18 protein-coding genes and 2 pseudogenes are annotated in these 19,115 nt (G+C 70.5%); 12 read left to right on the forward strand and 8 right to left on the reverse strand.

Going from position 1 to position 19,115, the window contains the following annotated elements:
- The 6 genes from AB0946_RS35640 to AB0946_RS35665 form a co-directional block, all read right to left on the reverse strand.
- A partial coding sequence (locus AB0946_RS35640; RefSeq protein WP_366764852.1) for an SDR family NAD(P)-dependent oxidoreductase occupies positions 1–434 on the reverse strand: 434 nt, incomplete at its 3' end.
- A 705-nt stretch (positions 435–1,139) separates the two neighbouring features.
- Positions 1,140–1,604 (reverse strand): MarR family transcriptional regulator, encoded by a 465-nt coding sequence (locus tag AB0946_RS35645; RefSeq protein WP_366764853.1) that lies wholly within the window; start codon positions 1,602–1,604, stop codon positions 1,140–1,142.
- Positions 1,605–2,264: 660 nt separating this feature from the next.
- Entirely contained in the window at positions 2,265–3,590 is a 1,326-nt protein-coding gene (locus AB0946_RS35650; RefSeq protein WP_366764854.1) for an epoxide hydrolase family protein, read from the reverse strand.
- A gap of 281 nt (positions 3,591–3,871) precedes the next feature.
- Positions 3,872–4,843, reverse strand: coding sequence for an alpha/beta hydrolase (locus tag AB0946_RS35655; protein WP_366764855.1), 972 nt, complete (start codon positions 4,841–4,843; stop codon positions 3,872–3,874).
- Between the two features lie 160 nt (positions 4,844–5,003).
- Complete coding sequence (locus tag AB0946_RS35660; RefSeq protein WP_366764856.1) at positions 5,004–5,444, reverse strand: nuclear transport factor 2 family protein; 441 nt, start codon at positions 5,442–5,444, stop codon at positions 5,004–5,006.
- A 696-nt stretch (positions 5,445–6,140) separates the two neighbouring features.
- Positions 6,141–7,133 (reverse strand): 4,5-dihydroxyphthalate decarboxylase, encoded by a 993-nt coding sequence (locus AB0946_RS35665; protein WP_366764857.1) that lies wholly within the window; start codon positions 7,131–7,133, stop codon positions 6,141–6,143.
- 126 nt (positions 7,134–7,259) lie between these two features.
- Here AB0946_RS35665 and AB0946_RS35670 point away from each other — a divergent pair, with 126 nt between their 5' ends.
- The 3 genes from AB0946_RS35670 to AB0946_RS35680 all read left to right on the forward strand — a co-directional run bounded on the left by AB0946_RS35670 (position 7,260) and on the right by AB0946_RS35680 (position 8,917).
- The gene (locus AB0946_RS35670) at positions 7,260–7,877 is read left to right on the forward strand and encodes a TetR/AcrR family transcriptional regulator (RefSeq protein ID WP_366764858.1); all 618 of its coding nucleotides are present in this window, start codon (positions 7,260–7,262) and stop codon (positions 7,875–7,877) included.
- A 376-nt stretch (positions 7,878–8,253) separates the two neighbouring features.
- On the forward strand, positions 8,254–8,697 hold the full coding sequence (gene mscL / locus AB0946_RS35675) for a large conductance mechanosensitive channel protein MscL (RefSeq protein WP_366764859.1): 444 nt from the start codon (positions 8,254–8,256) through the stop codon (positions 8,695–8,697).
- A gap of 49 nt (positions 8,698–8,746) precedes the next feature.
- Positions 8,747–8,917: a hypothetical protein gene (locus AB0946_RS35680; protein ID WP_366764860.1), complete on the forward strand. Its 171-nt coding sequence runs from the start codon at positions 8,747–8,749 to the stop codon at positions 8,915–8,917.
- A 453-nt stretch (positions 8,918–9,370) separates the two neighbouring features.
- On the opposite strand, the gene AB0946_RS35685 is transcribed toward AB0946_RS35680, so the two are convergent.
- Positions 9,371–9,526: a hypothetical protein gene (locus tag AB0946_RS35685; RefSeq protein WP_366764861.1), complete on the reverse strand. Its 156-nt coding sequence runs from the start codon at positions 9,524–9,526 to the stop codon at positions 9,371–9,373.
- A 177-nt stretch (positions 9,527–9,703) separates the two neighbouring features.
- Positions 9,704–10,591: a neutral zinc metallopeptidase gene (locus tag AB0946_RS35690; protein WP_366764862.1), complete on the reverse strand. Its 888-nt coding sequence runs from the start codon at positions 10,589–10,591 to the stop codon at positions 9,704–9,706.
- 212 nt (positions 10,592–10,803) lie between these two features.
- Here AB0946_RS35690 and AB0946_RS35695 point away from each other — a divergent pair.
- The 9 genes and pseudogenes from AB0946_RS35695 to AB0946_RS35735 all read left to right on the forward strand — a co-directional run.
- Positions 10,804–11,202 (forward strand): annotated as a pseudogene (locus AB0946_RS35695) (ATP-binding protein); the annotation flags it as partial.
- 294 nt (positions 11,203–11,496) lie between these two features.
- Positions 11,497–12,117, forward strand: a complete 621-nt coding sequence (locus AB0946_RS35700; RefSeq protein ID WP_366764933.1) for an SRPBCC family protein — start codon at positions 11,497–11,499, stop codon at positions 12,115–12,117.
- Positions 12,118–12,153: 36 nt separating this feature from the next.
- Positions 12,154–14,466: an FdhF/YdeP family oxidoreductase gene (locus tag AB0946_RS35705; RefSeq protein ID WP_366764863.1), complete on the forward strand. Its 2,313-nt coding sequence runs from the start codon at positions 12,154–12,156 to the stop codon at positions 14,464–14,466.
- 167 nt (positions 14,467–14,633) lie between these two features.
- Positions 14,634–14,936 (forward strand): annotated as a pseudogene (locus AB0946_RS35710) (IS5/IS1182 family transposase); the annotation flags it as partial.
- Positions 14,937–15,071: 135 nt separating this feature from the next.
- Positions 15,072–15,485, forward strand: coding sequence for a hypothetical protein (locus AB0946_RS35715; protein WP_366764864.1), 414 nt, complete (start codon positions 15,072–15,074; stop codon positions 15,483–15,485).
- 51 nt (positions 15,486–15,536) lie between these two features.
- Positions 15,537–16,328 carry a PIG-L deacetylase family protein gene (locus AB0946_RS35720; protein WP_366764865.1) on the forward strand — a complete coding sequence of 264 codons (792 nt, stop codon included), beginning with the start codon at positions 15,537–15,539 and terminating at the stop codon, positions 16,326–16,328.
- A 144-nt stretch (positions 16,329–16,472) separates the two neighbouring features.
- Positions 16,473–16,853 (forward strand): PQQ-binding-like beta-propeller repeat protein, encoded by a 381-nt coding sequence (locus AB0946_RS35725; RefSeq protein WP_366764866.1) that lies wholly within the window; start codon positions 16,473–16,475, stop codon positions 16,851–16,853.
- A gap of 303 nt (positions 16,854–17,156) precedes the next feature.
- Positions 17,157–17,453: a hypothetical protein gene (locus tag AB0946_RS35730; protein WP_366764867.1), complete on the forward strand. Its 297-nt coding sequence runs from the start codon at positions 17,157–17,159 to the stop codon at positions 17,451–17,453.
- Positions 17,450–18,844: an MFS transporter gene (locus AB0946_RS35735; RefSeq protein WP_366764868.1), complete on the forward strand. Its 1,395-nt coding sequence runs from the start codon at positions 17,450–17,452 to the stop codon at positions 18,842–18,844. The genes AB0946_RS35730 and AB0946_RS35735 overlap by 4 nt, the downstream gene beginning before the upstream one ends.
- Positions 18,845–19,115 lie beyond the last annotated feature (271 nt).

Genomic DNA, 19,115 nt, shown 5'->3' on the forward strand with positions numbered 1-19,115 from the left:
TCGTTGCCGACGGTGGCGGCGGTGGAGCCGGTGAGGATGACGGAGGCGCCGTCGTTCAGCAGGGGCAGTGCCTTTTGGACGGTGAACAGGGTGCCTTTGACGTTGGTGTCGAAGGTGGTGTCGAAGTGTTCCTCGGTGACCTGCTCCAGGGTGGCGAACTCGCCGCCGCCGGCGTTGGCGAAGAGGACGTCGATGTGGTGGCCGGCGTCGGCGATGGTGGCGTAGAGGCGGTCCAGGCTGGTGAGGTCGGCGCTGTCGGCCTGGATGCCGGTGACGTCGCCGCCGATCTCGGCGACGGCCTTGTCGAGGGTGTCCTTGCGGCGGCCGGTGATGTAGACGCGGGCGCCTTCCTCGCGGAAGCGGCGGGCGGTTGCCAGACCGATGCCGCTGGTGCCGCCGGTGACGACCGCTGTCTTGCCGGTGAGCTGTCCCATGATCTGCTCCTGAACTCCCGGGGTGGCCCGGCCTCTGCAGCCGGGCGCGTTCGTTTAGCTTTCAATGAACATAGAACCGAGAAGGTGACGTGTCAACTAGTTGCGGGTGTTCATCTGGCGGGAGAGGCGAGTGCGCTCTCGTGGTGGCCGAGTTGCCAGCGGTCGGCGGCCTGACACGGCTCCGTGCCGCCGACCCCGGTGCGGTCGTCATCTCACACCCTCGTGCGGTCCACCACCGGCTGCGTCGTTGGGCACCGTGAGCAGCGGGGTGCCGGCGGCGGAGGGCAGGCACGGCCCCCGTGCGGTAAGGGCGGGGACGGTCTACGCATCGGCTTAAGTAAATAGGTCAAATCACCGATGGTTTTCCGTCAACCAGCGCTCCAGCATAGGAAGTGCCGCAGCGCAGTCACACAGCGCGGCGGCCGCCTCCGCAGGGCCGTCCGCGTCGTGCACCGCACGGCAGGGACGATGACACTCGAGGAGGAGCCGGACACGCCGGAGTGTGCAGGGCCCGACCGGAACGGCCCCGCACACTCCGGCGTGGAGCCATCCGTCCAGACGGACCGGGCGGACAGCCGAAGCCGGGTATTCCGTCGGCGCCGCCAGGTCGCCCTTGAGTGAAGTCAGCAGGAGGATCGGACCGAATCGCCGACGAGGCAGGCGCCGTGCGCGCGGACGCGGATGTGAGCGCCGCGCCTCACCGTGTCACTGACTGGTTTCGTTCTTCGCGATGACCGCGTCGGTGATCTCCGCGAGCAGGGCGGTCTGGCCGTGGGTGAGGTGGTCGAGGAAGAGACGGCGGACGTCCTCCACATGCCGTGGCGCGGCGGCCTCGATGGCCTCACGGCCCGCCTGCGTGACGAGCACATACGCGCCGCGTCCGTCGTCGGCGCATTCCTCGCGGCCGACGAGGCCGCGCCTGGTCATGCGCGCGAGGTGGTGTGAGACCCGGCTCTTCTCCCACCCGAGCACCTTCGCGAGGTCCTGGATGCGCAATCGGTCCGCGGGGGCACGGGTCAGCTCGGCCAGTACCGAGTAGTCGGTCGCCGACAGGCCGAAGTCGCGCTGCAGGGTCCGGCCGGTCTGGTTGACCAGCAGGTCGTGCATGCGCAGCATGCCGCGCCAGGCCCGGCTTTCGACCGGGTCCAGCCAGTGAGGTGCTTCATCCATGCGTCCACCATATGAGAAGGTTGACGCTTCCAGTATCTGCCTGCCCGTTCTTTCTCCCGCTCTTTCCGTTCCGCTTCGGTCCCAGGCCGTTTCGGCTCCGGCCGGCCGTGGGCGAGGTCGTCCTCGGTGAAGCGGGATGGGTGCCGGCGCTGCGCCGGCCGGCGAGTTCGGTGAGCTGGGGCCCATCGCGGCGACGAGGCGCTCGTCGGCGGGGACGGGTTCGGCGTGCCGGTCCAGGGCGCCGAGGTAGGTGTCGAGCGCGGCCAGGGGACGGTAGGAGCCTCCGGCGCGTTGGGCGGCGGCGCTGGCGCCGAGGCCGAGCAGGAGACGGTGTCCGTACTCCGGGCGGAGGCGTGCGTGGCCTACGGGCATGTCCGCAGAGGTGTGCCGCCAGATGTTCAGCACCTCGATGACGACGGCGGCGTACTCGCCGGCGCGCAGGAGCCGTTCGGCGTCGCCGAGGCCGGGGATGCACAGCGCGCCCCAGCCCTGCAGGGCCGGATCGGGCCGGGCGCGGCCGGTGTCCGCTGCGGACGGCGGCGACATGGCCCGGTCCGACCGGCTTGTTCACCGGTGAGGGCGGCGACGGCGGGCGTGTCCAGCCCTGCCGTCGCCGCCCTCACCGCGGCCCATGCCCCGGGTGTGCGCGGGGGATTGCGCTCACTTCACCAGCCGGGCGAACTTCCTGACCTCTTGGGCGAACAGCCGGGGCTGCTCGAAGGCTGCGAAGTGGCCGCCGTAGGGGATCTGGTCGTTGAAGTAGACGAGGTTGCTGTAGGCGCGCTCGGCCCAGATCCTCGGGCTGCGCACCAGTTCGTGGGGGAAGACGCTCAGGCCGACCGGCAGGTCGAGCCTGGTCAGGTCCGAGGCGCCGTAGTTCTGCCAGTACAGGCGGGCGGAGGAGGCGGCGGTGTCGGTGAGCCAGTACAGGGTGATGTTGTCCAGCATGTCGTCGAGGGAGAGGACACCCTCGGGCCGGCCGGTGTTGTCGGTCCAGTCGAGCAGCTTCTCGTAGATCCAGGCAGCCTGGCCGGAAGGGGAGTCGGCGAGGGCGTAGCCGAGGGTCTGCGGGCGGGTGGACTGCTCCTGGAAGTATCCGGAGAGCTGGCTGGAGAAGGTCTGTATCTGGGCGAGCGCCGTCTGCTCGGCGGCGGTGACGGTGTCGGTGACCGGCGGGCTGAAGGTGTACTCGGGGAAGTTCAGCTGGACGCCCAGCAGGCCCTTGGGGCGCAGCTTGCCCAACTGGGTCGTGACGCCGCCGCCCCAGTCGCCGCCCTGGGCGATGTAGCGGGTGTAGCCGAGGCGTTCCATCAGGGTGGCCCAGGCCGCAGCGATGCGGGCGGTGGTCCAGCCGGTGGTGCTCGGCCGGTCGGAGAAGCCGAAGCCGGGCAGCGAGGGGACGACCACGTGGAAGGCGTCCTGCGCGCTGCCGCCGTGAGCGGTGGGGTCGGTCAAGGGGCCGATCGCCTTCACGAACTCCACAAAGGAGCCCGGCCAGCCGTGGGTGAGGATGAGCGGGGTGGCGTTGGTGTGCCGGGAGCGTACGTGCAGGAAGTGGATGCCCAGGCCGTCGATCTGCGTGCGGTACTGGCCCAGCGTGTTGATCTGGCGCTCGAAACGGCGCCAGTCGTACTGGGTGCGCCAGTACCGCAGCAGGCTGGTCAGCTTGGCGAGCTGGACGCCCTGGGAGTTGTCGGTGACGGTCTCCTGCTCGGGCAGCCGGACGTGCGCGAGCCGCTGACGCAGATCCTGGAGCAGGGCTTCCGGGACACGCAGGTTCAGCGGGGTGATCCGGCTGGTGGCTGCGGGCAGGTCCAGCGGGCCGACGGCACCGGCGGAGGTGGTGGCGGAGGCGAGGTCCGTGCCCAGGACGGCCGGTACGGCGGTTGCCAGGCCGGCGACGGTGGCGGTGCGCAGCAGGTTGCGCCGGGACGGGTTGAAGGAGGCCTGGTCCGCGGCCGGGCCGGAATGAACTGGTGAACGCATGGATGTGCTCCGACTTCCAGGAGGGGCGCCGACAGGGACGGACGGCGCGAGGGGACGTCTGCAAGGGGGCGGGAAAGCGGTGTGCTGGTCCGTCTCTGCGGGCCGGCGGACGCGGGCGGGAGGCCGCCACGCCTGGCGCACACGCCCGCGTCCGGCGCGAAGAAAGGTGCTCTGCCCGCTGCCTGTGCCGGCTTGTCTGTGCTGTGCGGGGCTGTGCGGGCGCGCTGCCCGGAGGGAGGGGGGCGGTCACGCACGTGAGCGGGTGACCGCCCGCCCGGGTGTCAGGCGGAGGTGTTCAGGGCTTCCCGGAGGCTGGCGACCGCGAGCAGGATGGCGTGCTTGGCCGCCTCGGTCTCGTGCAGCGAGTTGACCATGACGAAGTCGTGGACGATGCCGCCGAAGCGGGCGTTGGTCGCCGCCACGCCGGCCCGGCGCAGCTTGGCCGCGAAGGCCTCGCCCTCGTCGCGCAGCACGTCGGCCTCGGCGGTGATGATCAGCGCCGGCGGCAGGTCCTTGAGCTCCTCCAGGCCGGCCCGCAGCGGGGAGACGGTGCTCCGGCCGCGCTCCTCCTCGCTGGTGGTGTACTGGTCCCAGAACCACTTCATGCCCTCGCGGGCGAGGAAGTAGCCCTCGGCGAACTCGTGGTAGGAGTCGGTGTCGAAGGCGGCGTCGGTGACCGGGTAGAACAGCACCTGCTTGACGAAGCGGACGTCGCGGCGCTCCTTGGCCAGCAGCGTCAGGGCGATCGCCATGTTGCCGCCGACGGAGTCGCCCGCCACCGCCAGGCGCCGTGCGTCCAGGTCGCGGTCGGCGCCGTTGGCCGTCACCCACTGCGCCACCGCGTAGCTCTGCTCCAGGGCGACGGGGTAGCCGACCTCCGGCGAGCGGTCGTACTCGGGGAAGACCACGGCGGCGCCGACACCGACGGCGAGGTCGCGTACGAGCCGGTCATGGGTGTGGGCGTCGCCGAAGACCCAGCCGGCGCCGTGTGTGTAGAGGATGACGGGCAGGGCCGTGCCGGTCGTGCCCTTGGGACGCACGATGCGGGCCTTGACGCTCCCGGTGGGGCCGCCCAGGACGTCGACCCACTCCTCGTCGACCTCGGGCTTGAAGATTTCGGCGTCCTGGACCTGGTCCACCGCCTTGCGGCCTTCGGCCGGGGGGAGTTGGTAGAGGAAGGGCGGCTCGGACGTGGCGTCGACGAAGGCCTGCGCGGCAGGCTCCAGAGCGATGTTGCGGGGGTTCCCGGCCATGGTGGTGCTCCTTGTTGATGTGATGGGGGACAGCCATGAAACTGCCGTGCGGTGCCGGCGAAGATCCCTCGGACCAGGGGAAGCCCACAGGTCGGGCTGCGTGAGGAGGACTTCGCACGGGTGCGCGGGGCGGGGGCCCGCCCTGCGCAGGCCGGGCGGGTCACTGGTCGAGCACGGCCTCCAGGTTGGTCAGCACGCCCAGCTGACCGAACAGAACAGTGCCGGAGGGGTAGCAGTTGAACGACTCGATCTTGCCGTCGCGCACCCGGAACACGTCACAGCAGGGCACCTTGATGGCCTTTCCGGTGGGTGCGATGACACCCATCGGCGTGTTCAGCGGGCCCCGGTGAGTGCCGTTCAGGGACAGCTCCACGATGACGATGTCGCCCTGGACATAGACGTCGTACAGCTCACGGTGCATGTCGGGGAAGGCCTGGGCGTAGTTCTTCACCGGGTCGCCGATCTCCTGGCCGCGGTAGGTGATGCCGACCGACTGGTCCGTGAAGGTGCCGTCCTCGGTGAAGGAGGCGATCCAGCCGGGGATGTCCTGGACCTCGGCCACCTGGTAGGCGTCCCTGATGATCTTTTCGTTGACGTCCACGGGTCCTCATCTCCTGCTGAAAGCGCGGCAATCGCCCGGTGCGAGCGCGGGAATCGCCCGGTGCGCGTGGGCGGCGGCGCGGCCGGTGACGGCCCGTACCCGGCACACCCTAGGAAGCATTTATATGACGTGTCAACTGCTTTCGGATGCGCCTGTAATGATTGACATGTCACTTAAGGGGATTACGATCATGGCATGGACGGCTTGAACCCGGATGCGGCCACACATCGCGGGATCGGCATGCTCGTGGTGGACGGGGCGTCACTGATCGACGTCGCCGCCCTGTCCGAACGGCCCGCGGACCGAGGCCGCGACACCTGCGTCTGCGACCTCCTCGTCTGCTCCACGGGCGGGATACCGGCGTACCGCCTGGGTGCGATGGCCCGGCGTTCGCGCGGCAGTCCGGTGGCGCCGAGGACGAAGAGGCCGGATCCGGGTCCGGCCAGCCGACAGGCCCGTGCGGCGAGGTGGCTGGCGGCAACGACCGGACGCGGACGGGGTTGTGGCACAGCAGGTGGTTCCCTCCGAGGGCGATCACCGCGTCGATCGGGCCCGCATCGTGTGCGTCGGCTGCGACGCGGAGGGGGCCAGCCGCGGGGAACCGCACCCGTCGCGGCCTCCGTCCACCCCGGCGCAAAGGTCTTCGCGGGGTCGCCTTCTCGGATCGGCAAGCCCGGAACGCCGTTGCCGCTCGACTCAGGTGTCGAGGAGTTCCGGCACGAAGATGTCCTCGGACGTCAGCTTGCGCTTCGACAGGCCCTGCTCGTGGTGGTAGCGCAAGAAGGTGTCGATGGCCTTGCGGTTCGCGGCGACGCCGTAGGGCCACCAGTCGTCGCCGAGCAGTCGGCGGTTCTCCTCGAACAGCGCGCTGAACCACGGCGTGATGACGCTCATATGCTGCTTCATGGCGTCGTCGAGGTACTTGCGCTCGGCGAGTTCCTTGGCTTGCGTGAAGGCGTCGTACACGGCCCGTGCGAGGCCCGGCCGATGGGCAAGCTCCCTGCGGATCGCGATGATGTGCATAGGGGGGAAGATCCCGGTGCGGCGGTGGTAGTCGCGCTCCACGGCCTCGTAGTCGGGGAACAGGCGGGCGACCTTCGGGGAGCCGTCCAGCACCGCCTGCGGCACGTCGACGGAGATCAGTGCGTCGATCTCGCCGGATTCGAGCATCGCGCCCAGGGTCTGGCCGTGCTCCGCGTGGCGCACGTCGACGCCGTCCGGGACCGGCTGCGGGACCCAGTCGAAGGCGGGGATGGGGTGGTTGGTGCCGCCGACGACCCAGCGGCACTGGTCGGGGGTCACGCCGTACTCGTCGGCCAGGATGCCCTTCGACCAGATCCCGGCGTCGTGGCCGTAGAGAGCGAACTCGCCGACGGTCCTGCCAGCCAGGTCCCGCGGCTTCACGATCCCGCTGGTGGTGTTCACGAAGATCGCCGAGTGGCGGAAGTTGCGGTTGGGCAGGATCGGCAGCGCCAGGAACGGAGCGTCGTCGAGGTCGACGGTTCGCAGGAAGTAGGTGAGACCGAACTCGGCGAGGTCGTAACGTCCCTCGACGGCGCGGCGGAAGATGTCCGACACGAGCGGTGCCGTCTCGAATGTCGCGTCCACCCCGTCGACCGTGACCCGGCCGTCGAACAGTGCCTCGGTGTGTTCGTAGGCGTAGACGCCGATGCTCAGCTCGGTGCTCATCAGTGGATCTCCTCTCCGGGAGTCCGTGGAGTGGCCCGCTTCCGTGAATGATCGTTCACTTTCAGGGTGTTCCCGGAACGGCAGAGCTGTCAAGATGAATGCTCATTCACGATGAAGGAGGTGACCATGCCGCGCATCACAGCCGAGCGCCGCGAGGCGAAGCGCGCGGAGATCGTGGCTGCGGCCCGACGTTGCTTCGCCCGCGACGGGTTCCACCAGACCTCCATGCCGGACATCGCCGCGGAGGCAGGCGTCTCGGCCGGCGCGCCTTACCGCTACTTCACCAGCAAGGAGGAGATCATCCTCGCTATCACGGGCGACGCGTTCCGGCTGATCTTCGAACCGGTCGAGCGGCTGGCCGAGAGCGCGGACGCCCCGTCCGTCGCGGAACTGGTGGCCGCCGCGCTCGACACGATCAGCGGCGAGACGGTGCAGGACGCGACGGGGCACGAGGTCGCAGTGGAGGAGCTGCTGCGCTGCGTCGTGCAGACGTGGGCGGAGGTGCTCCGTAACGACGAGGTACGCGGCCCGGCCGCGGAGGGCTTCGAAAAGGTCCGCGCCACCATCGCCGACGCTCTGCGCCGCGGCCGGGCCGCGGGCACGGTGCCCGCCGCCACGGACCCGGACCGCGCGGCCCGCGTGGTGATGGGGCTGCTGCACGGATTCCTGCTCCAGCGCGTGGCCTTCGGACTCACGGACACGGCCGGCTTCGCGGACGACCTGCACGGCGGGCGGATCCTGTGACGGGTGTCTCGCGGTAGTTCACCGGGAAGTGCAGGAGCGCTGGTCATAGCTGCTCGTTGACGGCTGCGAGCGGTTCGCGTAGGAGCGGACGGCGAGGTCGTCGTACCGTGTGGCGACCGCGCGATGGCGCCTGAGCCGACTGGTCCCGCACTCCACCGCGTGTCGCGCCTTGTGATCGTCCTTGTCCCGGAGCCAGGCCCGGCGGACGTGCCTGAAGGGGACGGGAAGGCCGGTGCGACATGGACGGAAGCCGCGGCGAGCCGGCGCTGCCGTGGTGCCGCCGCCCAGCAGGCATGGGTGAGACCTGGCAGGGCATCCGGGGTGGGGAGCCGGGGTGGCCGCCCGTCGACGTCACTGGCTTTGAAGGGGTGAAAAGGTGAAGGGCTTCCGCAGCTTCATCCTGCGCGGCAATGTGGTCGACCTGGCGGTCGGCATCGTCATCGGAGCGGCGTTCACCGCCGTCGTCAACGGTTTCGTCAGCGCCTTCTTGACCCCGCTCGTGGGACTGGCCACCGGCGCCACCGGCGACATGGCCCGCAAGACCTTCACAGTAGGCGGCACCAAGTTCCCCTACGGAACCTTCATCAACGCGGCCATCAGCTTCCTCCTCCTCGCCGGCGCGCTGTACTTCCTCGTCGTACTCCCGATCAACAAGCTGCACGAGCGCCTCGCCCCCCACCACGACGTCCAAGCCCCCAAGCGGGACTGCCCCGAGTGCCTCAGCCCCGTCCCGGCCCAGGCTCGACGCTGCGCCTCCTGCACCGTCCCCCTGCCCGCGGTACCCGCCCAGGCCGGGGAGACAACCCAGCGGGCCGGGTGACCGGCCCCCTGACCGGTCGGTGACGACCGGACGACTCGGTGCTCAGCGCTTGGCCGGGTTCCCCGAGCGGGTCGCCCACTGGCGGCACCGGGCGATCGCGGCCCCCGACCTCAGCACGCTCGACAACCTGCTGGTCACCGCACAGGCCGCCGCTCTCCACCGGCCCGCCCTCACGGGACTCGACATCGCCCGGCGGCCAAGGAGGAACTCACCGCGGTGACCCAGCGGTGCACGACGTTCCGCCGCCGTCACGTGCCGGCCGAGGAGATCACCGACCGGGTTCTCGCCCACGGCGACGGCCTGGACAACACCCCGCCGAAACGACCCCCGGGCCCCTACCTGGCACACACTCTGCCGAGTCCGGCCGGCGGTGGCTCTCCAGCGTGACGGGCCGGCGCCGAGCCACAGATGTCCCCGCGTTGGGGGTATTGGGCTCGTCGCACCGGCGTCGACCCGAAGGTCTGGCTCCGCCAAGTGCTGCGGGCGGGATGGGTGCGGCTGTGGGCGGCCAGCGTGGCGGTCAGGTGGGCCGGGGTCTCGTCTTCGGTGCACAGGCCCACTGGCACCAAGCGTCGATCGCTGCCGGTGAGAGCGGCGGTGCGGCCGTGCGGGCTGACTGGCGGTCACTGGTCGCGCAGTCTGCGGGGTCGGAAAGGTCGTCCCGCACGACGAGTCACCGGTGCCGGCCGCTGCCGGGGGTCGGCCGCAGACAGGCCGGGAACGCCGCTGCGGCCCGCTCCGGGTCGGCCGGGGCGGCGTCGAGAAGATCGGTGGCCGCTTGGGCATAGGCGGAGACGACTGCGGTGCGGGTGGCTGCGGTGATCCGCACCAGCAGATCGACTTCGTCTCCGTACCTTGTCGCGCGGGCGTGGTTGGCAGCCGGCTGTGTCGCGGCACCCCGCCCATGCCGGCCGATACCTGGCCCAGCCGTGCTGCCCCCGGGCGCGACGACGGCACGGTCCTGGAAGCAGTCACCTGTCGAGGCGGACCGTGGTTGTCGGCCTGGTCAGCTGAACGTGTCGCAGCTGGCGACGCGGCCGGTGCGGTAGCCGGTGGAGAACCATTGCTGACGCTGGCTCGCTGATCCGTGGGTCCAGGTGTCGGGTGTGACCTTGCCCTGGTAGCGCTGCTGGATACGGTCGTCTCCGACGGCGGCGGCAGCGTCCAGCCCGCGGTTGATGTCGTCCTTCGTCAAGTCGGTTATCAGTGGCTTACCGCTCTTGGGGTCGGGGGTGGTGGTGGCGTGGTGGGCCCACACTCCGGCGTAGCAGTCCGCCTGCAACTCGAGTTTCACCGAGCCGCTGTTCTGGCCCTTTCCGCTGCCGCGGGAGATCGTTCCGCTGAGGTCCTGGAGGTGGTGGCCGTACTCGTGCGCGATGACGTAGGCCTCGGCGAACGGACCGCCTTCGGCGCCGAACTTGCTGCTCAGGTCGTTGAAGAAGCCGAGGTCGAGATAGACCTTGTCATCGGCCGAGCAGTAGAAGGGGCCGACGTCGGAAGTCGCGTTCCCGCAACCGGTGTTCACGCTGCCGGTGAACAGGAACGTCGGGGCCTGCTGGTAGGGCTTGCCGGCGGCTGTCTCCGTCTGCTTCCAGAATGCCTGCACGCTGTCGACCACGGCGACGATCCGGCACTCCTCCTTGCGGTTGGCGTCGGCACCGGTCCGGCAGTCCGCCGCGAGGTCCGCGGCTGACTTGCCGGACGAGGACGTGTCGCCGCTGCCCGAGCCGAACATGCCCGGGTCGACACCCAAGAGCACGGACGCGACCAGCACCACGAGCCCGACCAGCCCGCCCCCGATGGTCTTCCCGCCGCCCGGTATCCCGCCCAGCGCACCTCCCCGGCCGTCCTCGACCTCGGACGTGTCCAGAGCAGCATCGTCGTCGAATTGCATACGTTGACCTCCCTCAAGCAGCGCGCCGGCCGCCCCGCGTCGTCCCGCTCGCCTACCCCGTACGAGGACATCCCCATCCCGTCCTCTTTCCGCTCCGCCTCTTGAAGGAGCCGACGGGCGATCCGCGACGCCGCTCCGAACGGCGGACTGCGCTGCGCGGTGACGGCCCCCCATGCCGTCGACCGCGCGGCGCGCGGGCCCCGCGGGCCACCGTGGCCCTGGAAGGGGATGGCACGGTCATCGGCCAGGTCCGTCACCCGGCCGCCGACTTCCACACCCGCGTGCAGGCCGACCACGGCCCGCCGGTCTCTCAGCGCGCCCTGGACCTGACCCAGCTGGTGGTCAGCGGGCTGGTCACCAACGCCGGCAGGTACGCTCCCGGCCCGAGCCTGCTGGACCTGCGCATCACCGGGGACACGGTCGAGGTCGTGGTCCGGGACTCCAATCCGGTGCTCCTCTAGCCCGGGCCGCGGACGCCGGCCGGGTCGGGCGGCACGGCCTGGAGATCGTCACGGCCGTCGCGCAGGCTTTCGCAGTGCAGTGCAGTGCAGCGCGAGCCGGTCGGCAGGCGCATCACCGTCCGCATAGCCCTGCTGGACGATCCTCGCGGCGAGGTCGCCCGTCACCTGCGGGGTCACGGTGAGCGGCGGGTGGCCGTGCCCGGGCTGAAGCTGGAGGTGACCGTCGGCCACCCGGAGCAGCCCGTGCCCAACGCCCCCCGACCGCCCCCGACCACGCCCCGGCTCGGCACCCCTCTTGCGAGCCGCGCGCTCGGGGCCGCCCGGGACGCCTACGCGGTCGGGTGACTCGAATCGCAGGATCGGGGAATCGTAAGAGATGCCCTGACCCTCGAGGAGAGGCCGGATGCCCGGACACCCGGCTCCCTCACCGGAAGAAGGACCATGATGGCGCACGAAGACGACGGCGGGCAGGCCGTGCCGAACACCCCGGGCACGCGCTCCGACGGCGACGGCGTCACACGCCGCCGTCCGCTGCGCGAGCGGCACGTCGAGGAGACGGTCGAGATCGCGGTACCGGTCCGCACGGCCTACAACCAGTGGACGCAGTTCAAGACGTTCCCGCGCTTCTCGACCGTGGTGCGCGACGTCGAGCAGATCAGGCCCACCGTCACCGCGTGGACCATCGGCTACGGCCCCCTGCGTCACCGTTTCTCGGTCGAGATCGTGGAACAGGACCCTGACGCCTACCTGGCCTGGCGTGGCCTGGAGCAGCACCCCACCCACCAGGGCGAGGTCGAGTTCAGGCCGACGGAGTCCGGTGGCACCGCGATCACGGTCCGGGTGCTCCTCCAGCCGCACGGGGCCGCGAAGTACCTCACCCGCTCGTCCAGGGTCGCGGGGCTGACCGCCCGACTGGTGCGCGCCGAACTGGTGAACTTCAAGCACTTCATCGAAGGGCTCGGCCAGGAGGGCGGCGCCTGGCGCGGCACCATCCGCAACGGCCGGGTCCAGCACGACACCCCGGAACCGCCCAGGAGCCGTGTCGCCCAGTGGCCCGTCGGCTGACCCGCGTACCGCACACGGCAAGAGAAAGGCCAAGCGATGCAGAACCCGCCCGGTGAGGAGCCGGAGACCTCCCTCTCCGTGACACCGCCGAAGAAGTGGGCGGCCGGGGTCCCCGCCGTCGTGCACGCGCTGGAGTACTCCCTGGAGCAGACCTCCCCGCGCAAGACCGGGGTCGACCTGCTCACCATGAACCAGGTGGGCGGGGTCGACTGCCCCGGCTGCGCGTGGGCGGACCCCGCCCCGGGCCGGCGCCACCGCAACGAGTACTGCGAGAACGGCGCCAAGCACATCAACGACGAGGCCACCACGCGCCGGATCACCGCCGACTTCTTCCGCGAGCACAGCGTGTCCGATCTGGCGGCCCGTTCCGACATGTGGCTCAACCAGCAGGGGCGGCTCACCGAGCCGATGATCAAACGGCCCGGATCGGACCACTACGAGCCCATCGGCTGGAACGACGCCCTGGGCGTCCTCGCGCAGGAACTCAAGGGGCTGGACTCGCCCGACGAGGCGGTCTTCTACACCTCCGGGCGGGCCAGCAACGAAGCCGCCTTCGTCTTCCAGCTCTTCGCCCGCGCCTACGGCACCAACAACCTGCCCGACTGCAGCAACATGTGCCACGAGTCCAGCGGCTTCGCCCTGAACGAGACGCTCGGCGTCGGCAAGGGCACCGTGAGCCTCGACGACCTCCACCACGCGGACCTGATCTTCCTGGTGGGGCAGAACCCGGGCAGCAACCACCCGCGGCAGCTGTCGGCCCTGGAGGAGGCCAAGCGCAACGGCGGCCGCATCGTGGCGGTGAACCCGTTGCCGGAGGCGGGGCTGCGACGCTTCAAGAACCCGCAGAAGCCGCGTGGTGTCGTAGGGCGGGGCACCCAGATCGCCGACCGCTTCCTGCACATCAAGCCGGGCGGAGACCTCGCCCTGTTCCAGGCACTTAACCGGCTGTTGCTGGAGGCGGAGGACGCGCGTCCCGGCACCGTCCTGGACCACGACTTCATCAACGCCCACACCTCCGGTTTCGAGGAGTTCGCCCGGCACGCCCGCACCGTCGACTGGGACGACGTGCGCGCGGCGACGGGACTGACCCGCGAGGAGATCGAGAAGGTCCGCGACGAGGTCCTGCGCAGCGAACGCGTCATCGTGTGCTGGGCGATGGGCATCACCCAGCACAAGCACGGCGTGCCCACCATCCGGGAGATCGTCAACTTCCTGATGCTGCGCGGCAATCTGGGGCGCGCCGGCACGGGCGCCTGCCCGGTGCGCGGCCACAGCAACGTACAGGGCGACCGCACCATGGGCATCTGGGAGCAGATGCCGGACACCTTCCTGGACGCCCTGCAGAAGGAGTTCGGCTTCGATCCGCCGCGCCCGCACGGCCTGGACTCGGTGAACTCGATCAAGGCGATGCTGGAGGGCCGCGTCAAGGTCTTCCTCGCGCTGGCCGGGAACTTCGTGCGCGCGGCGCCCGACAGCGAGGTCACCGAGAAGGCGATGCGTTCATGCCGGCTGACCGCCCACATCTCCACCAAGCTCAACCGCTCGCACACCGTCTGCGGCGACACTGCCCTGATCCTGCCGACGCTGGGGCGCACCGAGCGTGATGTCCAGGCCGACGGCGAGCAGTTCGTCACCGTCGAGAACTCCATGAGCGAGGTGCACACCTCCCGGGGACGACTCGAACCGGCCTCGAACATGCTGCTGAGCGAGGTCGCCATCCTGTGCCGGCTCGCCCGGCTGACCCTCGGCGGCGAGGGGGACATCCCCTGGGCCAAGTTCGAGGGCGACTACAACACCATCCGCGACAGCATCTCCCGGATCGTGCCGGGCTTCCACGACTTCAACGCCCGCGTGACCCGCCCGGGAGGCTTCCAGCTACCCAACCCGGTCAACGAGGGCGTGTTCAGGACCGAGACCGGCAAGGCCCGGTTCACCTGCAACGAGCGGGTGGTCCCCCGGGCCCCCGAGGGCCACCTGCTGCTGCAGACCTTGCGCTCGCACGACCAGTGGAACACCGTCCCGTACACCAACAACGACCGCTACCGCGGCATCCACGGCAGCCGCCACGTGGTCCTCGTCAACCCGGCCGACCTGTCCGAACTCGGCCTCGCCCAGGGCGATCGCGTGGACCTGGTCAGCGTATGGCAGGACGGCACCGAGCGCCGGGTCGAGAACTTCGAGGTCGTGTCCTACCCGGCGGCCAGGGGTTCGGCCGCCGCCTACTACCCGGAGACGAACGTCCTGGTGCCGCTCGACAGCGTCGCCGACGCAAGCAACCAGCCCACGTCGAAGGGCATCGTCGTCCGCCTCGAACCCACGGGCGACCGATCCCGGCCGGCACCCGTCTGACCTTCACCGATGACGCCGCACCCCGGCGGGGCCCAGCTGACGGCAGCGGGGCCCCGCCGTCCGTCTCGGGGTTGAGGAAGATGCCTGCGGGGCGCACCCACGACGCGCGGGCGTGGTAGGACACACCCTGCAAGAGGCCCCGGAGCCGGTTCGGCCCGCGCGTGGAAGGCTGCACCTGGCAGCAACTGCCGTCCGCCTCGCCCGGGCCGTCGGGACCGACAGCTCACCGGCGCTTCACGGAGTGGTCGAAGGCCAAGGTGTGGGCGAAGCTCCACCGTCTGGTCCTCGACGAGCTTGGCTCTCGCGTCGAGCTGGACCGGTCCCGCTGCGCAGTCGACTCCGTGAACGTGCGAGCCCTGCAAAGGGAGAGCTGACAGGACCGAATTTTGTGGACCGGGGCACGTACGGCTCGAAGTTCCGTTTGATCACCGACGGACCGGCTGACCCTGTCCGTCGGTGTCTCGGGTGCCGGGAAATGACGAACGACCGAACTCGTGTGGTCCGGGCCCGTTGTGGGTATGTCCGCAACGCCGACCGTGCGCACCGGGGAGGGACAGATGCCGCCCGATGGTTCCGTCGACCCTCCCGTTCCCGCGGGTGCACCCGTGCCGCAGCGTCAGATCGACCGTGAGATAGCGGCGCTGTTCGAGGAGTACCGCGCCCTGCGCGAGGAGGTGACGCAGCGCGTGGCCTCACGGATGCAGATGATCGGGTTCGCCGGAGTCGTCTCCGCCTTGCTGGCCGCGTCCGACAGGATCGCTCCGAGCGGTCCCGCGTTGTACATCGCCCTCCTGGTCCTCGTGCTGGCGCTGTTATGGCTGCGCGGGTTCAACCGGGCGATCCAACGGATCGGCCGGCACCTCCGGGACGTGGAGGGGCGCATCAACGCCCTCGCCGCACAGGCGTGGGGGACGCCCGACGCGCTGCTCACGTGGGAAACCCGCGCCCAGGACAGCAGGATGCGGGTCCGAGGACTGCCGGGCCGGGTCGGACGGCTGGGCGGCTGGTATCTGCCGTAACACCTGGCCGACCGAACGCTCCGCAGCGGGCTGATGGTGCAGGATGTCGTCATGGCAACGGTTGTGGCCTTTCACGCCCACCCCGACGACGAGGTGCTGATGACGGGCGGCACGCTGGCCCGTGCCGCCGCCGAAGGACACCGCGTGGTGATCGTGGTCGCCACGGACGGCGCGATGGGCGCCGTCGGGCCAGGCGGGTCGCCGCGCATGGGGGAACTGCGCGCGAGCGCCGCCGTACTGGGCGCGGCGCGGGTGGTGCACCTGGGTTACGCGGACAGCGGCAACGGACCGCTGCTGTACCCGGATCCACCGGACCGTGTCCGCTTCGCGCGGGCCGCACCGGAGGAGGCCGCCGGGCGGCTCGCCGCGATCCTCCGGGAAGAGCGCGCCGAGGTTCTGCTCAGCTATGACGCCAATGGCGGCTACGGGCACCGGGATCACGTCAAAGTGCACGAGATCGGCCGGCACGCCGCGGCCCTGGCCGGTGTCGGACAGGTACTCGAAGCCACCATCCCGCGCCAGGTGGTGGCCCGGACGCTGAAGGTGGTGGACCGGCTGAAACTGCCGGTGCGGCACGACGCCGTGACCCCGGGCACCGCCTACAGCGCCGGCTCCGCCATCACCCACCGGGTGAACGTCCGCGCCTACGCCCGCCAGAAGCAGGCGGCGCTCGCCGCCCACCGGTCCCAGGTCAACGGCCCCGGACGGCTGGCACCCGTCATGCGGGCCCTGATCCGCCTCCCGGCCCCCGTGTTCGGCTGTGTCCTCGGGCGGGAATGGTTCATCGACGCCACCGGGACGGCGCCCTCCACGGTGCTGGGCGTCTTCGAGCCGGCACGGTGAACAGCCGTCAGCCGTTCGGGAACCCAGCGGACCTGCACAGTCTCGCCGCCAGCGGCACCTACGCGCCGCCCCCGCCGCCAGCCGGCGCCTGGCCGGTCGTTCAGCAGACCTACAGCGGCCGGTCGCGGCCGGAAAGTGCGCGAAGTGCCGTTGGCCCTCGACAACAACCAGCACTGCACCGCTATGACCGCCACGGTCCTGTACTGCGTGAGTCCGAACGGCGACGTCTCCGCGATCGACGCCGCGACGGGCCGCGAACTGTGGAGACGTGCCACGTTGCTGGCGGACCTCACCGAGCCCCTGATCCCCGCCGGGCCGGACGCGCCGCTGTACTTCGCCGCACCCGGCGGAGGCGTCCTCTCACTCGAGCGGGCCAGCGGCCGTGTCCGTTGGAGGACCGAGCCCCGTGGCGGCTTCGGCGGGCCGCCGCCCGAGCTGGCGCTCATCGGGGACGCCCTCTACGAACGGTACGGATACGACCGCCTCGTCACCCTCGACGTCCAGAACCCGCCTACGGCGGCGTGACGCCGGCCCGCGTCGCCGTCCCGGAGCAGCCCTCGGCGGCCCGCAGGGCGAGTTCCGCCGCCTCGGCCGCTGATCGGGTCATCGCTGTCACCCGAGCCGCACTGGGGAACCCGGCCCCGAGCGGACGGTTGGCGCCGCCCGCTCGGTGCCGGGGACAGATGCCGCGCGATCCGGGAGCAGGCCGACACCCATCCCCGCGCGCTCCGCGTCGGCACGGCCGGCACGGTCGGCAATGGCCGGGCACTTCGAAGTCGCGCATGGCCGCTTCCCGCGCGCGCCACCCCTGGGGTTTCGGTGCGGCAGGTGGAAGTCGTACTCGCGCTGCCACTGGCGTTGGTGATGGCGACCTTCACTGCTCGGCACCGGACGACGCTGCGTCTGCTCGGATTGCTCAAGGAGGCACATTACGACACATCCTCAGCACGGTCGGCGCCGTCTACCGGTTTTCAGACACGCCACGCTGCAAAACCGCCTCGTCGACCATCCATAGCCGACGTCACCCGCGCGGAAATAGTCCACGGCGACACCGTTGGACGAAAGCAGAATTTCCTGTCCGCCGCCGTTAACCGTATCGCCGGGATGGGTACACCGGATCAATGACGTATTCCTCGGTCGGTGGGGCGCGGGCGGCTTTCGGCCTGGCGGTGGTCTGTGCCGCGCACCTGCTTGTCGGAGCCGACGGGCTGGCCGTGGCGATCGCCCTGCCGAACCTGCAGAAGGAACTGGGTGTCACGGCGATCGACGCACAGTGGACACTGACCGCCTACGGCCTGGCCTTCGGCGGGGTGCTGCTCCTCGGCGGCCGCCTCGGGGACCTGTACGGGCGGCGGCGCCTGCTTGTGAGCGGGATGATGCTCTTTGCCGGCGGCTCGTTGGTGGCGGGACTGGCGCCGACCCTGGTACTGCTGGCCGTCGCGCGGGTGGTGCAAGGGCTGGGGGCCGCCGCCGCGGTCCCGGCCGCGCTCGCACTCATCGGCTCCCTATATCCGCCCGGCCCGGCCCGCACCCGAGCCCTTTCGCTGCTGGCCGCCATGGCGGCGCTGGGAATCATGAGCGGTCTCCTGCTCGGAGGGCTCATCACGGACGTCCTGGGCTGGCGCTGGGTCTTCCTGCTGATGGCCGGGCCTGCGGCGGCCGCGGCCGTCACCGGCCGGGTGCTGCTTCCCGAGGCCCGGGCCGAAGGGCTCGCGGTCGAACTCGACGGCGGCGGGGCCGTCCTGCTGAGTCTCGGGCTGATGGCGGTGCTGTTCGGCCTGACCCGAGTGGAGCACGACGGGATCACCGCGATTCCCACCGTGCTCTCCCTGCTCGCCGGGGTGGTGCTGCTCGGGTCGTTCGTGTTCTGGGAGGGGCGCGCACCCGCGCCGCTGGTACGGCTCCAGATCCTGCGCATCCGCAGCCTGCGTGCCGCGTCGCTGGCGGTGGGTGCCAACGCTCTCGCGTTCATCTCGATCGTGTACACCGGCACGCTGTACCTGCGGAACACGCTCGGGTACGGACCGCTGGAGGCCGGGGTGGCGCTGCTGCCCGTCGACGTCGTCGCGCTGCTCGTCTCGCTGGCGGCAGGCGGGCTGCTCGCCCGGCGCTCGCCGCGCGCGGTCCTGTCGGTCGCCTTCGGCTGCGTCGTGCTGGCCTTGCTCTGGCTTGCCCGGGCACCGGTGCCCGCCGACTACCTGACCGACCTGATGGCCCCGCTGGTCGTGCTGGGCGTCGCGCTCCCCACCATCTTCATCGTCGTCACGCACGAGGCGGTCGCTGACGTGGAACCGGACGAGAGGGGACTGGCGTCGGGCATCTTCGAAACGGCCAACCACCTGGTCGGAGGCGCGATCGGTGTCGCCGTCTACGCGACGGTCGTCGCGATGACGAGCGACGACGCACGTGACGCGGCCGGCTACCGCACGGCCTTCCTGGCCGCGACCGCCCTGGTCCTCGTCCTCGGCGCGGCCGGGGTGCTCCAGGCGCGCCGGGGCGCGCCGCCGGCTCTCTGACCATGCGCCGCGCCTGCACAGTCCCTGTGAACACGTTCCACGAATCGCTTTTCAGACATTCTTTTCCGCCGGAACCACCGCGTAATTTCTTCCAAGATCTATTGTCTGAGGAACGTGACACGGCCGGTTCGATCAAGCCGGTGAGAATGGCGCGGAGCATGCGCCGCCGGGCGATTGACCGGACGGGGGATAATCGGTCACCTCGCGCACCCGGCGACAGTGAAAACGCGGACACTCGACTGAAGGAGCCGTCCGGTTTTCGACGGGAGAA

The sequence above is a fragment of the Streptomyces sp. NPDC046870 genome, from assembly GCF_040704595.1.
GTDB lineage: Bacteria > Actinomycetota > Actinomycetes > Streptomycetales > Streptomycetaceae > Streptomyces > Streptomyces argyrophylli.

What these genes read in the sequence shown, in the direction of transcription:
- AB0946_RS35645 (WP_366764853.1), bottom strand. Translation starts at nt 1,604, where the DNA reads ATGGATGAAGCACCTCACTGGCTGGACCCGGTCGAAAGCCGGGCCTGG.
- AB0946_RS35650 (WP_366764854.1), bottom strand. Translation starts at nt 3,590, where the DNA reads ATGCGTTCACCAGTTCATTCCGGCCCGGCCGCGGACCAGGCCTCCTTC.
- AB0946_RS35655 (WP_366764855.1), bottom strand. Translation starts at nt 4,843, where the DNA reads ATGGCCGGGAACCCCCGCAACATCGCTCTGGAGCCTGCCGCGCAGGCC.
- AB0946_RS35665 (WP_366764857.1), bottom strand. Translation starts at nt 7,133, where the DNA reads ATGAGCACCGAGCTGAGCATCGGCGTCTACGCCTACGAACACACCGAG.
- AB0946_RS35670 (WP_366764858.1), top strand. Translation starts at nt 7,260, where the DNA reads ATGCCGCGCATCACAGCCGAGCGCCGCGAGGCGAAGCGCGCGGAGATC.
- AB0946_RS35690 (WP_366764862.1), bottom strand. Translation starts at nt 10,591, where the DNA reads ATGCAATTCGACGACGATGCTGCTCTGGACACGTCCGAGGTCGAGGAC.
- AB0946_RS35700 (WP_366764933.1), top strand. Translation starts at nt 11,497, where the DNA reads ATGGCGCACGAAGACGACGGCGGGCAGGCCGTGCCGAACACCCCGGGC.
- AB0946_RS35705 (WP_366764863.1), top strand. Translation starts at nt 12,154, where the DNA reads ATGCAGAACCCGCCCGGTGAGGAGCCGGAGACCTCCCTCTCCGTGACA.
- AB0946_RS35720 (WP_366764865.1), top strand. Translation starts at nt 15,537, where the DNA reads ATGGCAACGGTTGTGGCCTTTCACGCCCACCCCGACGACGAGGTGCTG.
- AB0946_RS35735 (WP_366764868.1), top strand. Translation starts at nt 17,450, where the DNA reads ATGACGTATTCCTCGGTCGGTGGGGCGCGGGCGGCTTTCGGCCTGGCG.